Raw genomic sequence first — 17,427 nt, forward strand, 5'->3', positions numbered from 1 at the left:
TTCATTGTATGCCTCGCACGACACCGCTCAAAGACTATCGCAATATCGGAATTATCGCGCATATCGATGCCGGGAAGACGACCACGACTGAGCGCGTGCTTTTCTATACGGGTATTACGCACAAGATTGGCGAAGTGCATGAGGGCGAGGCGACGATGGATTGGATGGAACAGGAGCGCGAGCGCGGCATCACAATTACGAGTGCCGCGACGACGTGCTATTGGAAGAATCACCAAATCAATATTATCGACACGCCGGGGCACGTTGATTTTACAGTGGAAGTGGAGCGATCGCTTCGCGTGCTCGATGGCGGTGTCGTCGTATTCGACGGTAAGGAAGGGGTTGAGCCGCAGTCGGAGACGGTGTGGCGGCAGGCGGACAAATACAGCGTGCCTCGAATTTGTTTCATTAATAAGATAGACAAAGAAGGTGCTGATTTTGAGGCAGCGCTCTCTTCCATCTGGAATCGACTGACGCCGAATGCGGTTGCAGTCCAATATCCGATCGGCGTTCGATCGGACTTTTCCGGCATTGTAGATTTGATGGAGATGAAGGCATACACCTTTGAAGGGTCTATGGGGGAGAAAGTGGTGTCGATCGACATTCCGAGTGATTTGATGGAAACGGTCAAGAAGTGGCGCGAAACCATGGTGGAGAAAATATCCGAAACGGACGACGTGCTTATTGAGAAGTTCTTGGGAGGCGAAGAGATTTCTGTCGACGAGCTTAAGGTGGCACTTCGTAAGGCGGTGATTTCCACCAAACTTATCCCGGTGCTTGTGGGTACGGCACTCCGAAACAAAGGCGTTCAATTGGTGCTGGATGCAGTGGTGGATTATTTGCCGTCGCCGCTTGATATTCCTCCGGCACAGGGAACAGATCCGAAGTCCGGTGCGGAGATGACGGTGAAGGTTGACGATGCCGCTCCTTTTTCGGCGCTTGCTTTCAAGGTAGCGACAGACCCTTTTGTGGGACAGCTTACTTTTTTCCGGGTGTATTCCGGCGTGGTGAAGGCGGGATCGTACGTGCTGAACTCTACCAAGGGTGAGAAGGAGCGTATCGGCCGTATCTTGCAGATTCACGCGAATCATCGCGAAGAAATCGAAGAAATATCCGCCGGTGGTATCGGCGCGCTTGTCGGCATGAAAGCGACGACGACCGGCGATACGCTGTGTGATCCTGACCGCCCGGTGATTCTTGAATCGATTACTTTCCCGGAGCCGGTGATTGATATTGCAGTCGAACCGAAAACAAAAGCTGATCAAGAAAAAATGGCATTGGCACTCAAAAAGCTTGCCGAAGAGGACCCGACCTTTCGTGTGCATACGGATGAGGAGAGCGGTCAGACAATTCTTTCGGGTATGGGCGAATTGCATCTCGATATCATCGTGGATCGTATGCGCCGCGAGTTCAAAGTTGATGTGAATGTCGGTCGTCCGCAGGTGGCCTATCGCGAGACGATTAAGGTGACGGCGGAAGCTGAGGGAAAATATATCAAGCAGTCTGGCGGTCGCGGACAGTACGGACACTGTTGGATTCGCCTCGAGCCGCAGGAGGCGGGGAAGGGCTATGAGTTTGCCAGTGAGGTAAAGGGCGGTGTCGTGCCTCAGGAGTATATTAAACCGATCGATAAGGGCGTGCAGGAGGCAATGTTGAATGGCGTGCTTGCCGGGTATCCGGTTGTTGATGTGAAGGCGGTGGTGTATGACGGTTCCTCACACGATGTTGACTCGTCGGAAGCGGCATTCAAAATCGCTGGGTCACTTGCTTTCAAAGAGGCAATGCGTCGGGCGAAGCCGATTATTCTCGAGCCGATTATGAAGGTGGTGGTTATCACGCCGGAAGCCTTCATGGGCGACGCAGTTGGCGATATCAACGCGAAGCGCGGCATTATAAAAGAGATGAACGATCGAGGCGAGGGGAATGCTCGCGTGAAAGAAATTGTTGCCGAAGTGCCGCTTGCGTCGATGTTTGGCTATGCGACATCGTTGCGCTCCATGTCGCAGGGACGAGCGAGTTCCTCGATGGAATTCAGTCACTACGCCGAAGTGCCTTCCAATGTTTCCCAAGAAATAATGGGCGGCGAGAAAAAGAAATAACCGGCATTGTTTTCGAAATCAAACCCCCGTATCTAAACGGGGGTTTTTTGTTTTTTTCTTCTTTAAGGCATGGTATACTTCAAGTTGATGAATCAAATTTTGTTCCGCGGTCGTTTGCGGAGGACAATTTTCTCAGTGGTTTCTTTAGTGTCGCTTCTCTCGAATGCGGCGTTGCCGTTTGTGGCGGTGGCGCAGGATGATGTTGAAGATACGCAGGATGACATACGTCGAGTTGAGAAAAAAATCGAAGCGGCAACAAAGAAGAAGGCGACTTTGGAGCAGAATCTCAATCAGGTAAATGCCTCGCTTGGTGTCGCCATAGCGGCGGTGCGGAAGACGCAGGCGGCTATCCTTGATACGAAAGACTCTATTACGCGAGCAGCCCTGGAAATCGAATTGACGGATCAACAGATCGCACTCAAACAGGCAGTGCTTGCGGATTTGGTGCGCGAGGCGTATTTGCGCGGATCGGATTCGCCGGCAGACATTGCTCTGGGTGATGCGACGTTGTCGGAAATGCTCGATACGTCGACGCAATTTGCGACGATAGGGTCGCGGATCGGGAGTATCTTGGACGATATGGAGCGCCTCAAAGAGGATCGGGAAACAGAGAAGACAGCGCTTGAAGCAAAGAAGAAAGAATCCGAAGAAGCGCTCGCCCAGAAAAATGCTGAGAAAGCGGTGCTTGCGCAAAATCAATCGGAGATTGCTCAAGATGTAGCTGAACAGACGGCAACCATAGAGGAGTTGCAGAAGAAGCTTGCTGAATTGGAAAGTGATTTGAATACGCTGACAGGCAAATCTTACAATGCGAAAGATATCAAGGAGGCGGTGGAATTTGCGAGTGATAAGACCGACGTGCCCAAAGGCGTGCTTTACGGATTCCTCAAGATGGAGACGAATCTCGGTGCGAATACCGGGCAGTGTACATACAAAGAGGTGGAGAAGGTTGCTGTGGCGCGATATAAAAAATACGGTTCGAAATACAAATCATCTATTGCGCTTCTTTACGAGCGGCAGGAGATTTTTTATGATCTTGTTGATGATCTGGGATACAGTAAGAATAAGAAAGTATCCTGCTCGCCGAGCGGATATATCGGGCAGGGTGGGGCAATGGGCGTATCTCAGTTTATGTCGGATGTGTGGCAGGGGTATTCTTCTTCGGTGGCATCGAAGACGGGACACAAGATTCCGGATCCGTGGAATTTGACCGATGGCGTGATGGCAATGGCTCTCAAGCTTCGCAAAGCAGGGGCAACTTCCGATAAGGAATCGGTTATCAAAAAAGCGTCGATAAATTACCTCGGTACCTTCTACAGTAATTACTACAATGGTATTGTCTACTGGTCGAAGAATTATAAGAAGCTCTTTGATTGATATCTGTTCGGCGAAAGCAAAATGTGTTTTGTCGAGGGTTTGAAGATTTTGTAGCGAAAGAGGATTTGCAAAGATACGGTGGAAATTTTTTGGGAGGAGTTAGTGCGGATATTTCCTGCGGTTTGCACACATGAAAATAAAAAATCAACAACTTAAGGAATTTATTCTCGACTCTGATTTGGTGACGGTGGAGCCGCTCGAAGTTGCATTTCAGGAGGCAGAGCAATCGAAGGTGCCACTGGGCACAGTGCTTTTGGCAAAGAAACTGCTTTCCGAGACCGATTTGCAGAAACTGTACGCGTATATTTTAGGCATCCCTTTCGTTGATCTTGCAAAGGAGGCGATTCCGACGGATATTCTCCATATTATCCCGGAGCCAATTGCCAAGAAATCACATGTGGTCGCTTTTGAAAAAGCGGGGACGAATTTGAAAGTAGCAATGCTCAATCCGGACGATCTTCAGACCATAGACTTCATTAAGAAGAAGACGGGTCTGAAAATCGTTCCGTGTCTTACGACGGATGAGAGTATCAATCAAGCGCTTCGCCAATATGAAAAGAGTCTCAAGGCGGAATTTGGCGATATTTTGAGTACCGACAATGCGGTAGATGGAGAGTACAGCGCTGAAGCCGATCCTGAACAGAACCTTGAGAAAGTGGCGCAAGGTATACCGGTAATTCGTGTTGTGGATACACTCATTAAGCATGCGATATTGCAGTCGGCGAGTGATATTCACATTGAGCCCGAGGAAAAAGAAGTGCATGTCCGTTATCGCATAGACGGTATTTTGCATGATGCTATGACTTTGCCGCGAGATATTGCCGCCGGTATTGTTGCGCGTATCAAGGTGCTCTCCAATTTGAAGTTGGATGAACACCGATTACCGCAAGACGGTCGATTCAAATTGGAGAGCGAGGAGCGGCGCATCTCGTTTCGTGTGAGCATTCTCCCGGTTTTCGATGGTGAAAAGATCGTGATGCGTCTTCTCGATGAATCCTCGAAGGGACTTACTCTGGAAAAGATGGGGTTTGCTGGAGTTCCATTGGAGATTGTTCACCGCGAAATCAAGAAGCCGAACGGGATGGTGTTGGTGACGGGACCAACCGGAAGCGGGAAGACAACGACGCTGTATACGGTGATGGATATTCTGAATACAAATGAGGTGAACATCAGCACTGTAGAAGATCCGGTAGAATATCGCATGCCACGGGTGAATCAGACGCAAGTAAATGCGAAGATTGGCATGACGTTTGCGGCGGCGCTGCGGGCACTCTTGCGTCAAGATCCGGATATTATCATGGTTGGGGAAATTCGCGATGAAGAAACGCTTGAAATCGCCCTCCATGCCGCTATGACAGGACATCTGGTTCTCTCGACGCTCCATACCAATAGTGCTGCTGCGGCAATTCCCCGCATGATCGACATGGGCGCGGAGCCCTTCCTGATTGCTTCGACGACCAATGTTGTCATTGCGCAGCGCTTGGTGCGTCGGCTCTGCGTCGAATGTCGAGAAGAGTATCATATGAAGAAGGCCGAAGTGACAACGCTTGGAAAAACATTCAATCTGGATGAGATTATGGTATCTCTCAAGAGAGAACCTCAAATGAAGGAAAAGATTGCAAATATCTCCAACTGGGAAGATATCCTGTTTTTCCGCGCCAAAGGATGCGATCAATGTGGCGGGGAGGGCTATCACGGTCGAATTGGCATCTATGAGGTCTTCGAAATGACGAGCAATATTCGCCGCCTCGTTATGGAATCGTCAACCTCCGAAGTCCTCGAGAAAGCAGCGTGTGATGCTGGTATGCTTACTATGGTGGAAGACGGCTTCCTCAAAGCCATACTTGGAGCTACCTCAGTAGAAGAAATTCTTCGTGTGACCAAAGAATAAGCTGTTTTTTTTATTTTTGTTTTGGTGTGGTAAAATTGGGCGTACCCGTGCAAACAGGCCATTTCTCTTTACAGAATCGCGATTCTTTGAAAAAAGTGGAGAGAGTGGTTCGTATTCAAATCTAAATGTTATCGTGATGATCCTATGAGCGAAGATACATCTATCCGGTTTGGCGCTCGGAATGGCGAAACTATCCGTTCGGAATTTCCCAGTCGACCCGCGACTCCTGTGCGGACGGGAATGCATAGTTTTATGGGGCAAGGGATGACTACATCTCCATCATCAGGAAGCGAGAGTGTTCGAGTGTCATCAGATCGCGCTTCATGGATAGCGAAGTTTCTGGATGGGCTTGCGACAACAAGTCTTTTCATGATCTTTTTTGGATTTCCGCTCTTTTTCCTTTCCCTTACGCTTCAGGGAATTGTTTTTGAAAAGCAGATATATTTTTATTTTTGGTTGCTCTTAGGCTTGGTTGGTTGGGTTTCGAAAGCAATTGTGACAGGCGAGCTTCGCATTCGACATACGCCTCTGGATATCCCGCTCCTTTTGTTCTGGGTGATAGTGGGAATCTCCTGTTTCTTTTCGGTCGACAAATGGCACAGTCTCTGGGGATTTTTTGGTGATCCGTCACGCGGGTTTCTCAGTATTACCGCATTGGTTCTGGCGTATTTCTTTATAGTGAGCCATATCAATATGCGGCGTTTCCAGATTATGCTGGGCGCCATTCTCTTGTCTGGGGTTTTGGTGGCGTTGTGGACAACACTCGCGTTCTTTGGTGTTCGATTTTTGCCGGAAGCGTTGTTGAAGTATGCTCCACTCAGTCTTTTTGGCACTTTGCGGTCACTCACGCTTTTCTTTGGAATGATTTTGCCGGTTTTCCTCATTGGCATTATCTCGCTTTTTCAATGGTTCAAAGAAAAAAACTGGTTTTTTTGGGTTAGTATCGTGACACTGTCGATTGGTCTCCTCCTGGATCTCTATATTCTCATGGCGGTTTATGCGTTTAGTCCGTGGTTTTCTGTCTTGGTTGGAGTGAGTTTCTTTCTTATCTACGTGTTGGCGCAGGTTGTTCGTTTGGGAGATAAGTTCAACTGGATGCCGATGGCACTCTTTGTACTGGTGCTCATCTTTCTGATGATTGGCAACCAGGGAAATGCGTTTATCTCGAAGAAAACTACGATTCTTCCTGAGGTGGCGCTTGATCAGGCCTCGTCTTGGATAATTGCCAAAGATGCCTTGAAGGAGCGGTTGATCGTGGGTTCCGGTCCGGCGACATATGGCTATGATTTCTCTCTCTATAAGCCGGATAGTTTGAATCAGGGTCTCCAAAGCAGTTTCCGTTTCTACCAGAGTGGGAATCTTTTCCTGGAGATGCTGACAACGGTTGGTGTAGTGGGAGGGTTTTTCTTCCTTATTTTCTTCCTCGTTTTTCTTGGGGTTGGATTTGTAGGGCTTTCGAGGGAAAAGGAGCGCAACAAGATGTTTTCGCTGGGTATCTGGGCGTCAGCGTTGGTCTTCGTTGTGGCTATATTTCAGATGCCAATCGAGGGACCGGTATTTATATATGGCATGTTGATTCTTTTCTTGGCAATTCCGGTTCTCTTGGAAGAAAGCGGGCAAGGAGATGAATCTATTCGTCTTTCATTGAAAGCGTCTCCAAAGTTCGCGCTTGCGCTTGCTTTTATCTTTATGGTGGTTTCCGCTGGTGTAGCATTTCTCTTTGCGTTTGTTGGGAAGGCATTTTTGGCAGATGTGCGCGCCGGGCAAGCAAGCCGCTTGGCATCAGCCGAAGTGACTTCTGACGCGCTGTCTTCCATGGCTCGATCACTCTCTCTTTTACCGTATGAAGGGCGATATTACGCAGTACTCGGACAGATGTATATGTCGCTTGTAAATAAGGAAGCGGCGAAACCTGAGGATGAACGGAATCTTGATATGATAAAGTCGACAGTTGAGCGAAGTGTTATTCCTCTGGTCGACGAGGCAACAAAGCGCATGCCAAATGATGTCTTGGTCTATGAAGTGTCCGGGCAGGTTTATGAAAACGTGAGTCTTCTTGCAGGGTCGGATCCGGATGTTCTGGCACGGACAAGCGAGGTATATCATCGCGCACTCGATCTTGAACCGAAGAATCCAAACTTTTATGTAAAACTCGGACTGATTGATCGTGTTCTTGCTAATCGCGATGATAAAAAATCAGTTCGGGCCGACCTCTTGAATGAAGCAAAAAGTTATTTTGATACGGCGCTAGACAAAAAGTCTGATTTCATTGCGGGATACTTGAACCGAGGGCTCACTGAAGAAGCGCTTGGAGATATTGACGGCGCAGTAAAAGACCTCAAGACAGCACTCTCAATCGGTCCGAGTTCCGATGCATCTTTTCATCTCGCAAGAATTCTTCAGGTTCGGGGCACGGAGGATGATCTCAATCAGGCAGAAAAAGTTTCCCTCGATGCCATGAAGCGTGATGAATCCAATGTGAATATTCTCATTAATCTCGGATTTATCTACGAGAAGGAAAAGAAATCGGATAAGGCGATAGAAACCTACGAGAAGCTCCTTGATATTTTCAGGGATGATACGTACGCGGAAACCCGGACGCAAATCAATGTGCTTATTGATAATGTAAAGAGTGGAAAGGGAAATCTTGCCAAATCGGCATCGGATATATCAACGGAACCGGCATCAAAAGCTCCGACAGAGATTCCGCCGGCCGCTGAAGATGTGACGAATGCTCCGGCGGTGATTCCAGCGCCTGGAGCGACTGTGCCAGCTCCTGCCGAGACGCCGGAAACACCAGCTCCTTAGAGGGAGCTAACCTCTCTTCCAAAGAAAATGATCCTCGGAAACGAGGACTTTTTCTTTGCGTGGGATGCCGAGCTTGACAATCTGTTTTCATTTGCTATGATGAGCACTACGTACGGAGAAACAGCTTTCTCCAGCGTTTTTTCTCACTGTATTCCTTGTGCTGAAATGCTGAGTTTTTTCGGTTGTATTGGAAAGACTTTCATTTCCGCAGAAATTCACCTTGACAATCAGGACTTGCCTTCTTTTCTCGACGATGCGGAATGCGGGGAAGGGTGGCAGGCACAAGAGAGTAGGTGAAGCGATGTGCCGGTCGGGTAAAAGCTGCCTGACCGGCAACCGAAGGTCCGAAAGGCTCTCGTCCCGCAAGGGACGGAAGTTTCTCGGACAACAATGAAAAGCGGTTACACATGCGCATGGTGGATGCCTAGACTTGAACAAGCGATGAAGGACGTAGCAGGCTGCGATAAGCCTCGGGGAGTCGCCAAGCAGACTTTGATCCGGGGATTTCCGAATGGGACAACCCAACTCCGCATAAGCGGAGTTATCACGCATCCGAATACATAGGATGGTGGAGCGCACCCGGGGAACTGAAACATCTTAGTACCCGGAGGAAGAGACATCAATAGAGATTCCGTCAGTAGTGGCGAGCGAACGCGGAACAGCCTAAACCTCGACTTCGGTCGGGGGGTTGCGAGGTATATGGACTCGGTTGAACGGGGTCGCACACGTTTTTTCTAGCGGAATGGTACTGGAAAGACCAATCATAGAGAGTGAAAGTCTCGTACGCGAAAGAAACAAACGGGCGATGCATATATCCTCAAGTAGGGCGGGGCCGGAGAAACCCTGTCTGAATCTGGGAGCACTAACTTCCAAGGCTAAATATTGTTCAAGATCGATAGTGAACGAGTACCGTGAGGGAAAGGTGAAAAGCATCCCGGTGAGGGAGATGAAAGAGTTTCTGAAACCATGTCGCTAACGAAGAGTCGGAGTCCGCCAGCTGGCGGATGACGGCGTGCTTTTTGCAGAACGAGCCAACGAGTTTGCTCTACGTGGTCGCCTAAGGAAGTGAACTTCCGGAGGCGTAGTGAAAGCGAGCCTGATAAGGGCGTTTATGATCGCGTGGACAAGACCCGAAGCCGGACGAGCTACATATGAGCAGGGTGAAGCGAAGGTAAAACTTCGTGGAGGCCCGAACCCACGAGCCGTGCAACACTCGGGGATGACTTGTGTGTAGAGGAGAAATTCCAATCGAGTTCGGCGATAGCTGGTTCTCTCCGAAATAGCTTGAGGGCTAGCGTCGCGGAAGTAGGGTCGGGAGGTAGAGCTACTGGATGAGAATTCGCGGGCAACCGTAGGGTTTTCAACCAAACTCCGAATGCCCGATACCCGTACCGCGGCAGTCAGAAATCCGGGGCTAAGCTCGGATCTCAAAAGGGAAACAGCCCAGATCGTCATCTAAGGTCCCTAAATCTCTGTTCAGTGGAAAAGGAAGTGAAGTTTCTTGGACACCTAGGAGGTTGGCTTAGAAGCAGCCATCCTTTAAAGAGTGCGTAATAGCTCACTAGTCTAGAGACTTCGCGCCGAAAATGTAACGGGGCTAAACAGAGTACCGAAGATACGGGCTTACGAGCTTCATTGAGATATTGTTTTTTCTTGGACATGAGAGGAGTGTTCTAATCATGAGTGGCGCAGTAATTGGTTGCTTAGTTTTGAATATGTACGCGACTGCTCCATGGTGGCTGCAATGCTTCTATGGAGTGGTCTCACTCTGGTTCCTTTGGATACTTTGGAAATGTTGTCCAGTTTATCCAATCAAGAAGAAATAGGTTAGCGTTTTGCGTTTGTGGCTGAGGAGATTTTCTCTTCTCGGCCTCTCAATGAAGTTCGTAAGCGGTAGGAGAGCGTTCCTTGTGCGCCGAAGCGTGCATCGTGAGATGGCGTGGAGCGCAGGGAAGTGAGAATGTTGGCATGAGTAACCGCAATGCATGTGAAATCCATGCACACCGAAAGTCCAAGGTTTCCCGGGCAACGGCGATCGTCCCGGGGTTAGTCGGTCCTAAGGCGAGGCCGAAAGGCGTAGTCGATGGCAAATCGGTTAATATTCCGATACTATAGAACACATTCGATGGAGTGACGCATTCTAGTATTCTTCGCGCATTATTGGATTTGTGTAGAGATACTGAGGGCGTCGGGCAGGCAAATCCGCCCGGCATTCTCCCAAGGTATTTCTGGACGTCCGAATTTATTCGGATGAACGAAGAGGAGCAGGGTGCCAGGAAAAACTTCTTAGGTTCGTGTGTTCATAACCGTACTAAAACCGACACAGGTGGACTGGGCGAGTAGCCCAAGGTGAACGGGAGAACCTTCGTTAAGGAACTCGGCAAAAAAGCTAGGCGTACGTTTGCAATATGCCTTGCCCGTCGCAAGACGGGCCGCAGCGAAAGTTTCCCAAGCGACTGTTTACCAAAAACACAGGTCTCTGCAAACCCGCAAGGGGAAGTATAGGGGCTGACGCCTGACCAGTGCTGGAACGTTAACGGGAGCGGTTTACGCCAATCCCCGAAGCGCCAGTGAACGTCGGCGATAACTATAATCGTCCTAAGGTAGCGAAATTCCTTGTCAGGTAAATTCTGACCCGCATCAAAGGCGTAACGATTTGGGAACTGTCTCAACGAAGGACCCGGTGAAATCGCAATGACGGTAAAGATGCCGTCAACCTACAGTTAGACGAAAAGACCCCGTGGAGCTTTACTATAACTTGGTATTGAATAGAAGTTGTGGTTGCCGAGATTAGGTGGGAGGCTATGAAGTCCCGATTCCGGTTGGGATGGAGCCAACAAGTGGAATACCACCCTGCTTCGATTTTTATTCTAACCCTGGGCCGTTAGTTGGTTTCTACGATAACTGAGTGTATTCTTTTTTTGAGTACGCTTCAGTTGGATTTATCGTGTTCGAATGTTCAATATCGTTCTAGAAATCAGCTACCGGTCCGGGGACAGTGCCTGGTGGGTAGTTTGACTGGGGCGGTCGCCTCCTAAAAGGCAACGGAGGCGTTTACAAAGGTAGGCTAGGTCCGGATGGAAATCGGGCCGATAGCGCAAAAGCACAAGCCTGCTTTACTGAAAGACCCATACGTCGATCAGTCACGAAAGTGGAATTTAGTGAACCGACCATCCCTCGTAGGAGGGTGGAAGATCAACAGATAAAAGTTACCCCGGGGATAACAGGCTAATCACGCCCAAGCGTCCACAGCGACGGCGTGGTTTGGCACCTCGATGTCGGCTCATCGCATCCTGGGGCTGGAGAAGGTCCCAAGGGTTTGGCTGTTCGCCAATGAAAGCGGTACGCGAGCTGGGTTCAAACCGTCGTGAGACAGGTTGGTCTCTATCTACTGTAGGCGTCATTACTTGAGAGGAGTCTTTCCTAGTACGAGAGGACCGGAAAGAACGAACCTCTGGTGTATCGGCTGTTCTGCCAAGGGCACTGCCGAGTAGCTATGTTCGGACCGGATAACTGCTGAAAGCATCTAAGCGGGAAGCCGACCTCAAGATAAGGTAATCGTTTCGATTTATCGAAACAAAATATCCTCGAAGACTACGAGGTTGATAGGCTTCAGGTGGAAGCCCTGTGAAGGGTGGAGCCGAGAAGTACTAATATATTTACGAATCGCTCTTCATGTTCCGGTTGCCGATCAGACCGTTTTTCGAAACGGCTGACACAATTGTTTCCATGCTCTCTTGCTGATGTTTTGATTGAGCTCAGCGTATCTGGTGTCTCTTGCCGCGAGGATACACCTCTTCCCATTTCGAACAGAGCCGTTAAGCTCGCGCACGCCGATGGTACCCCGCTTTGCGGGGGAGAGTAGGTCGATGCCAGGTACTGTGCGTTCAATCAGAAAAGCTCTCTTGCGAGGGCTTTTTACTTTTCTGTCAAAAAAACTCCACTGGATGTTTCACGGGCTTTTAGACAGTATTTCTTATTTTTCCTATACTGGAAGAAATTATTCTCTTTCATGTATGATGGATCATCGAAGTCAGAAAAAATTGGTATTTGGTGCTATATACGGCGTTTTGTTTCTGTGTTTTGCTTATCTTGTCTATCTTCCATTCAAACCTCCGGAGACATGCACTGATGGCAAGAAGAATCAAAATGAAACCGGCATCGATTGCGGTGGCGTGTGCGGTGCGTGCGCGGTTGCGCCAGTGTTGGAGGATATCCGGGTTGTTGAAACTGCGTGGGTGTTTGCGGGGAAGGGCAGTGAGTATGATATCGTCGGGAAGATATCCAATCCGAACAATGATTATGGCGCTTCGAGTGTTCCGTATACGTTTCGCGTGCTCGACGCGTCCGGAAGAATCTTGGCGGAGCAGTCTGGCGTGAGCTTTATTCTTCCAAAAGAAACAAAATATATTGTCGAAACCAGTCTGAGCTTGTCTGAGAAACCATCTCAGGTCGAGGTTGTTTTGGAAAATGTAGCATGGGAAAAATTCGCCGGATACAAGGAGCGTCCGGCTCTCGATATCTATAATAGGAGCTTTGAGCGCGCATCCGGAGTCAATTTCGGTGTGGCGAAAGGATTGGTTGTGAATAACAGCCCGTTTGATTTCACGAATATTGGGATTGCCGTTGTGCTGCGCGATGGAGGTGGGAAAGTGGTTGCGCTCCAGAAGACAGACATGCAGACGCTTCGCTCCGGCGAGCAGCGTGATTTTACGCTAGTGTGGCCGGATCCATTCCAGGGTGACGTTGAGAAAGTTGAAGTGCAAGCTGATGCCAATGTCTATCGGACCGACACTTTCATTCGCACCTATCTCCCAACCATGAGTCAGTCATTCCAGAATTTAAACCGGTAGAAGGGGATATAATATAGCTGACTATTTTTATGAGAGATGAAATAGAACTTGCCGTGGAATTTGAACGAGCGGTACGTTTTCTGGCGGATCGTATATCGGTTGCTGATGAGTCATCGAGGAAGCCTGTACTGTTCCATAATATTCGAGTCGGGACATATCTTTATGAGAAGGGGTATCCTCGCGATACCGTTATTGCAGGTGTTCTTCATGATGCGATTGAGTTTGCTGGCGTTACGAAGGAAGAGCTGGTGAATAAATTTGGCGAGGCGATAACACAGCTCGTACTTGCAAGTACGAAAGATGATTCGATTGAAGATAAGGCTGAAAAGACCCGAGAGCTTATACGTCGATGTGTTCAGAATGGAGAGGATGCCCTTATTGTAAAGACGGCAGATATTCTCGACAGCTTCAGATGGTACTCTCGGCTCGGCAATCACAATCAGATTGACTATTGCAGGAGGAATGCGGACGCAATATTCGAATACAAGCCTCAGGAGTTCTCCGATGATATTTTTCTGGAACTTAAGAGTTGGCGAGAGAGATAATATGGTGAGACGAGGAGTGATATAGGGGAATTTGGAAAGATTACATGATATTTTCCAATATGTCGATTTCAAATCATAAAAACAGAAAATACGAAATTATTCCGTATAATCCAGCTTGGGCTGATGTATTTGGTGAGGAGAAGAATATACTCCGCTCGATTTTTACTGATGACGCGATTTCTATCGAACATATCGGGAGTACTTCTGTTCCAGGCCTTGCCGGAAAGCGGACTGTAGATGTTTTGATTCTTGTGGAAAATGTTTCAGTTGCGGATAGGTTGAAGGAGAATATGGAGAGTTCCGGTTATAACGCGCTTGGCGAGTATGTGACCAAGGGAGCGCGACTTTTTGCAAAAGAATCAGACGGTGTTCGTATCTGCAATGTCCATATTTTTCAAAAAGATCATCCCCATGTGAGAGAAATGTTGCAGCTACGAGACTATCTTCGGACGCATCAAGATATAGTGAGTGAGTACAGCGCTCTAAAGTTTGAACTGGCAAACAAATATCCGGATGATTATGGATCATATAGAAAATACAAAGATGTGTGGATGAAAGTGCTACAAGACAAAATAAATGCAGAGTTTTTATCCAAGTGAAAGGGTTGGCTTTCATTTGTTAACCCCATATGTTTCGACGGTTTTTCCAAGGGGATTGGGTGCTGCTTTCGGCGACGTATTTGTTGCTGGGGGTGGGGCTCTTGACGATATATAGTCTGTCTGGCGGGTTTCCGCAGCAGCATATCTTCGTGCGGCAGGCGGTATTTGCAGCGATTGGCACTGTCATTCTTGTGTCGTTTCCGCTTTTTGATTATCGGCATCTTTCGAAATTGAGCACGCCGCTCTATTTTCTTGCCATAGGAATTCTCGCTCTCGTGCTGATTTTCGGGAGTACGATTCGCGGAACGTCCGGATGGTTGCAGTTTTTCGGGTTTCAATTTCAACCGGTTGAGTTTTCCAAAATCGTGCTTATTATATTCTTGGCGAGCTTTATCTCGCAGAAACGCAGCGAACTGGGAGATTTTGTCCGGCTCTTTGCATCTTTCGTGCTGACATCAATTCTTGTGTTTTTGGTATTGCGACAACCTGATCTCGGAAGTGCTTTGGTTCTAGCGGGCATTTGGTTTTTTATGGTGGTTGTTTCTGGGATACGGCGTCAACACCTTCTTTTGCTGGGGACATTCTTTGCAATTGTCATATCGGTCAGTTGGTTTTTCTTGGCACCATATCAAAAGGATCGGATCTCGACCTTTCTGCATCCGGACCAGGACCGGCAGGGGAGCGGATACAATGTTTTCCAGGCATTGGTCGCGGTTGGATCTGGCGGTATCGGCGGCAAAGGGCTGGGACATGGATCGCAATCGCAGTTTCAGTTTCTGCCGGAACGACACACGGATTTTATCTATGCGGTTGTGTCGGAAGAGCTTGGATTTATCGGGGCGGCGTTGGTGCTTTTCCTGTTTGGAGTGCTGTTATTTCGTGTTGTAAGGGCGGCGCTTCTTGCTCGGGATAATTTCGGATTTTTGCTCGGCATGGGGATTGCCTCCATGATATTTATACAAACCGCGGTAAATATCGGTATGAATATCGGTGTTCTTCCTGTAACGGGCATCCCGCTTCCTCTTTTGAGTTATGGCGGAAGTTCGCTTCTCTCGATTTTCATTGGTATGGCTATTGTCCAAAATATCGTCTCGCGCAGGCGAGAGCATGAATCGCATGAATGGTCCGGAGTATAATGCGATAAGCAGTTTTGTTTCGAATCCTTGACATCATTGTCATTTTTGAGTATACTTGCTCGGTATCCCTTTTTTCGATATTTCTATGCGAGTTCTTGTTATTGTCCAGGTTATCGTCGCTCTGCTTCTCATTGTTTCGATACTTTTGCAGAGTCGAGGTTCCGGGATGAGCGTTTCTTCCGGAGGAGGGAATTACTATGCCAAGCGGGGCTTTGAGAAATTTTTGCTTTTTGCGTCAGCGGGTCTTGCCTTTTTGTTTGTTTTTCTTGCCGGACTTAATGCCTATCTGACGCAGAGGCTGTAGGCCTTTCGGTTGACTTTTGACTTCGGGGTCGCTACCCTCTCTAGTGGAGGATGGGCGGTGTAATCCGTAATTCGAGCGTATTCGTGTTCCAACTCTTCAATTCTTTTCTCTAAAGAAGTGGGGAATATTTCTTGAAACGATCGGTTTCTGGGAGAAGATGACGGTATTCGCGCTTCTTTTTGTTGTTTTTGCCGGACTTTTTACTTGGTTGGCAATGCTTTTTCTGTCGCTGACAAAGCCGGTGCCGACCGAGGGCGGTGTGTACACCGAGGGAATTGTCGGTGAACCGATGCGCATTAATCCCATACTTGTGCAGGCAACGGATGTGGATGCGGATATGGTGCAGCTCGTATACAGTAGTCTTTTTTCCTATGACGATGCCGGGAAGATTCGCCCGAGCCTTGCGGAAGGATACGAGCTTTTGGAGGATGGGAAGAAGTATGTCGTGAAACTTCATTCAGGGGTGAAATGGCACGATGGGCAAGACGTGACGGCAGACGATGTGCTGTTTACTTTTCGGACGATACAAGATGCTTCTTATCGAAGCCCGCTCCGAGCTAATTGGCAAGGCGTCGAGGTTTCGAAAGGCGATGATGATCTGACGGTTGTCTTCACCCTCAAAAAGGCATATTTTGATTTTCTTGAAAACCTTACCGTTGGCATTGTTCCGAAGCATATATGGGACGGTATTTCTCCGGAGAAATTTTCTCTGGCTGATGCGAACCTGAATCCCGTCGGGTCGGGACCGTTCCGTGTCGAAGGTTTCAAGAAGGATTCAAATGGTACGATTCTCTCCTATGAGCTCCGAGCATTTCCGCAGTATTTTGAGGGTGTCCCATTTCTTCAGAAGGTAGTGCTCTATTTTTATGGGAGCGAAGAGGATGCTCTTTCGGCGTATCGTCGCCGAGAGATACTTGCGGTGAGCAATGTGACTCCCGAGTCGTTCCCGAGCGATATACGAGAGCAAAAGGACACCGTGGTGCATGATATTGCTCAGCCGCGTGTATTCGCTGTCTTTCTCAATGAGAAGAAGAATGCGGCGCTTGCTGAGGAGCCGATTCGACGAGCGTTCGCGCTCGCAACGGATCGGGAGGCGCTGGTTCGAGATGTGCTTGGCGGACATGGGGAAGTGGCGTATTCGCTTTTCTCCCCAGCTGCCGGAGCATATTCCGCTGCCGGCGAGGCATCGTCATTTAATCCCGATGAAGCGGTGAGAGTACTTGAAGATGCTGGCTGGACGCTTGGTGATGATGGTGTGCGGGAGAAGGATGGTGTGCATCTGGAGTTTGATATTGCGACGCCCAATTGGGATGAGCTTGTCAAAACGGCACATATGATAGAGAATGAATGGAATGCTATTGGCGCTCACATAACGGTGACGGTGCTGGAGAATGTCTCCGATGCTCAGCGCACGATTCGATCGCGAGACTACTCCGCATTGCTTTACGGGCTTGCTACAACGTTTGAGCCGGATCCGTATTCATTCTGGCATTCGAGTCAAACGGGCGAGCTTGAGCATAACTTCGCGTTGTTTTCTGATAAGCGAGCGGATGAGTTGCTTTCGAATGCCCGTGAAGAGCTTGATGCGGATGCCCGTTCCGGAATGTACCGCGAGTTTCAGGAGATTCTTGCCGCGAGAATGCCGGCGGTGTTTCTTTATTCACCGCGGTACGTGTATATACAACGCAAGAGTGTGCAAGGGTTTTCCGCTCAGGCAATTAATACTCCGGCATCCCGGTTTCAGGATGTAGCACACTGGTACATGAGCACAAAACGGGTGAAGAAATAAATAAGAGTGTGGTTCTACGCCTTCAA

The 17,427-nt window shown here is 48.7% G+C and carries 10 protein-coding genes and 2 rRNA genes; all 12 read left to right on the forward strand.

The genetic code is table 11. The annotated features are described in order from the left end of the window. The first annotated feature begins 8 nt into the window (after positions 1–8). The 12 genes from fusA (at position 9) to IPK84_04085 (ending at position 17,401) form a co-directional block, all read left to right on the forward strand. Entirely contained in the window at positions 9–2,099 is a 2,091-nt protein-coding gene (gene fusA, locus IPK84_04030) for an elongation factor G (GenBank protein QQS15510.1), read from the forward strand. An 87-nt stretch (positions 2,100–2,186) separates the two neighbouring features. Continuing rightward, a complete protein-coding gene (locus IPK84_04035) occupies positions 2,187–3,476 on the forward strand; it encodes a lytic murein transglycosylase (protein QQS15511.1) in 1,290 nt (429 codons plus the stop codon). Between the two features lie 130 nt (positions 3,477–3,606). Continuing rightward, the gene (gene tadA / locus IPK84_04040) at positions 3,607–5,367 is read left to right on the forward strand and encodes a Flp pilus assembly complex ATPase component TadA (GenBank protein ID QQS15512.1); all 1,761 of its coding nucleotides are present in this window, start codon (positions 3,607–3,609) and stop codon (positions 5,365–5,367) included. A 144-nt stretch (positions 5,368–5,511) separates the two neighbouring features. Next, complete coding sequence (locus tag IPK84_04045; GenBank protein ID QQS15513.1) at positions 5,512–8,175, forward strand: hypothetical protein; 2,664 nt, start codon at positions 5,512–5,514, stop codon at positions 8,173–8,175. Between the two features lie 395 nt (positions 8,176–8,570). Further along, positions 8,571–11,849: ribosomal RNA gene (locus tag IPK84_04050) — 23S ribosomal RNA — on the forward strand. Between the two features lie 92 nt (positions 11,850–11,941). After that, positions 11,942–12,053: ribosomal RNA gene (gene rrf, locus IPK84_04055) — 5S ribosomal RNA — on the forward strand. Positions 12,054–12,191: 138 nt separating this feature from the next. Continuing rightward, the gene (locus tag IPK84_04060) at positions 12,192–13,028 is read left to right on the forward strand and encodes a hypothetical protein (protein ID QQS15514.1); all 837 of its coding nucleotides are present in this window, start codon (positions 12,192–12,194) and stop codon (positions 13,026–13,028) included. 29 nt (positions 13,029–13,057) lie between these two features. Further along, a complete protein-coding gene (locus IPK84_04065) occupies positions 13,058–13,573 on the forward strand; it encodes an HD domain-containing protein (GenBank protein QQS15515.1) in 516 nt (171 codons plus the stop codon). A 59-nt stretch (positions 13,574–13,632) separates the two neighbouring features. Then, positions 13,633–14,172: a GrpB family protein gene (locus IPK84_04070; GenBank protein ID QQS15516.1), complete on the forward strand. Its 540-nt coding sequence runs from the start codon at positions 13,633–13,635 to the stop codon at positions 14,170–14,172. A 29-nt stretch (positions 14,173–14,201) separates the two neighbouring features. Then, entirely contained in the window at positions 14,202–15,308 is a 1,107-nt protein-coding gene (rodA, locus tag IPK84_04075) for a rod shape-determining protein RodA (GenBank protein ID QQS15517.1), read from the forward strand. An 85-nt stretch (positions 15,309–15,393) separates the two neighbouring features. Beyond that, positions 15,394–15,612 carry a preprotein translocase subunit SecG gene (gene secG / locus IPK84_04080; protein QQS15518.1) on the forward strand — a complete coding sequence of 73 codons (219 nt, stop codon included), beginning with the start codon at positions 15,394–15,396 and terminating at the stop codon, positions 15,610–15,612. Between the two features lie 157 nt (positions 15,613–15,769). Further along, complete coding sequence (locus IPK84_04085; protein ID QQS15519.1) at positions 15,770–17,401, forward strand: hypothetical protein; 1,632 nt, start codon at positions 15,770–15,772, stop codon at positions 17,399–17,401. Positions 17,402–17,427: the final 26 nt, after the last annotated feature.

It is taken from the genome of Candidatus Moraniibacteriota bacterium, assembly GCA_016699875.1.
Classification (GTDB): domain Bacteria; phylum Patescibacteriota; class Minisyncoccia; order Moranbacterales; family UBA1568.

Excerpts from the sequence above, each read along its gene's own strand:
- tadA (QQS15512.1), top strand. The coding sequence starts at position 3,607 with ATGAAAATAAAAAATCAACAACTTAAGGAATTTATTCTCGACTCTGAT.
- IPK84_04085 (QQS15519.1), top strand. The coding sequence starts at position 15,770 with ATGACGGTATTCGCGCTTCTTTTTGTTGTTTTTGCCGGACTTTTTACT.
- IPK84_04060 (QQS15514.1), top strand. The coding sequence starts at position 12,192 with ATGATGGATCATCGAAGTCAGAAAAAATTGGTATTTGGTGCTATATAC.
- secG (QQS15518.1), top strand. The coding sequence starts at position 15,394 with ATGCGAGTTCTTGTTATTGTCCAGGTTATCGTCGCTCTGCTTCTCATT.
- rodA (QQS15517.1), top strand. The coding sequence starts at position 14,202 with ATGTTTCGACGGTTTTTCCAAGGGGATTGGGTGCTGCTTTCGGCGACG.
- IPK84_04065 (QQS15515.1), top strand. The coding sequence starts at position 13,058 with ATGAGAGATGAAATAGAACTTGCCGTGGAATTTGAACGAGCGGTACGT.
- IPK84_04045 (QQS15513.1), top strand. The coding sequence starts at position 5,512 with ATGAGCGAAGATACATCTATCCGGTTTGGCGCTCGGAATGGCGAAACT.
- IPK84_04035 (QQS15511.1), top strand. The coding sequence starts at position 2,187 with ATGAATCAAATTTTGTTCCGCGGTCGTTTGCGGAGGACAATTTTCTCA.
- fusA (QQS15510.1), top strand. The coding sequence starts at position 9 with ATGCCTCGCACGACACCGCTCAAAGACTATCGCAATATCGGAATTATC.
- IPK84_04070 (QQS15516.1), top strand. The coding sequence starts at position 13,633 with ATGTCGATTTCAAATCATAAAAACAGAAAATACGAAATTATTCCGTAT.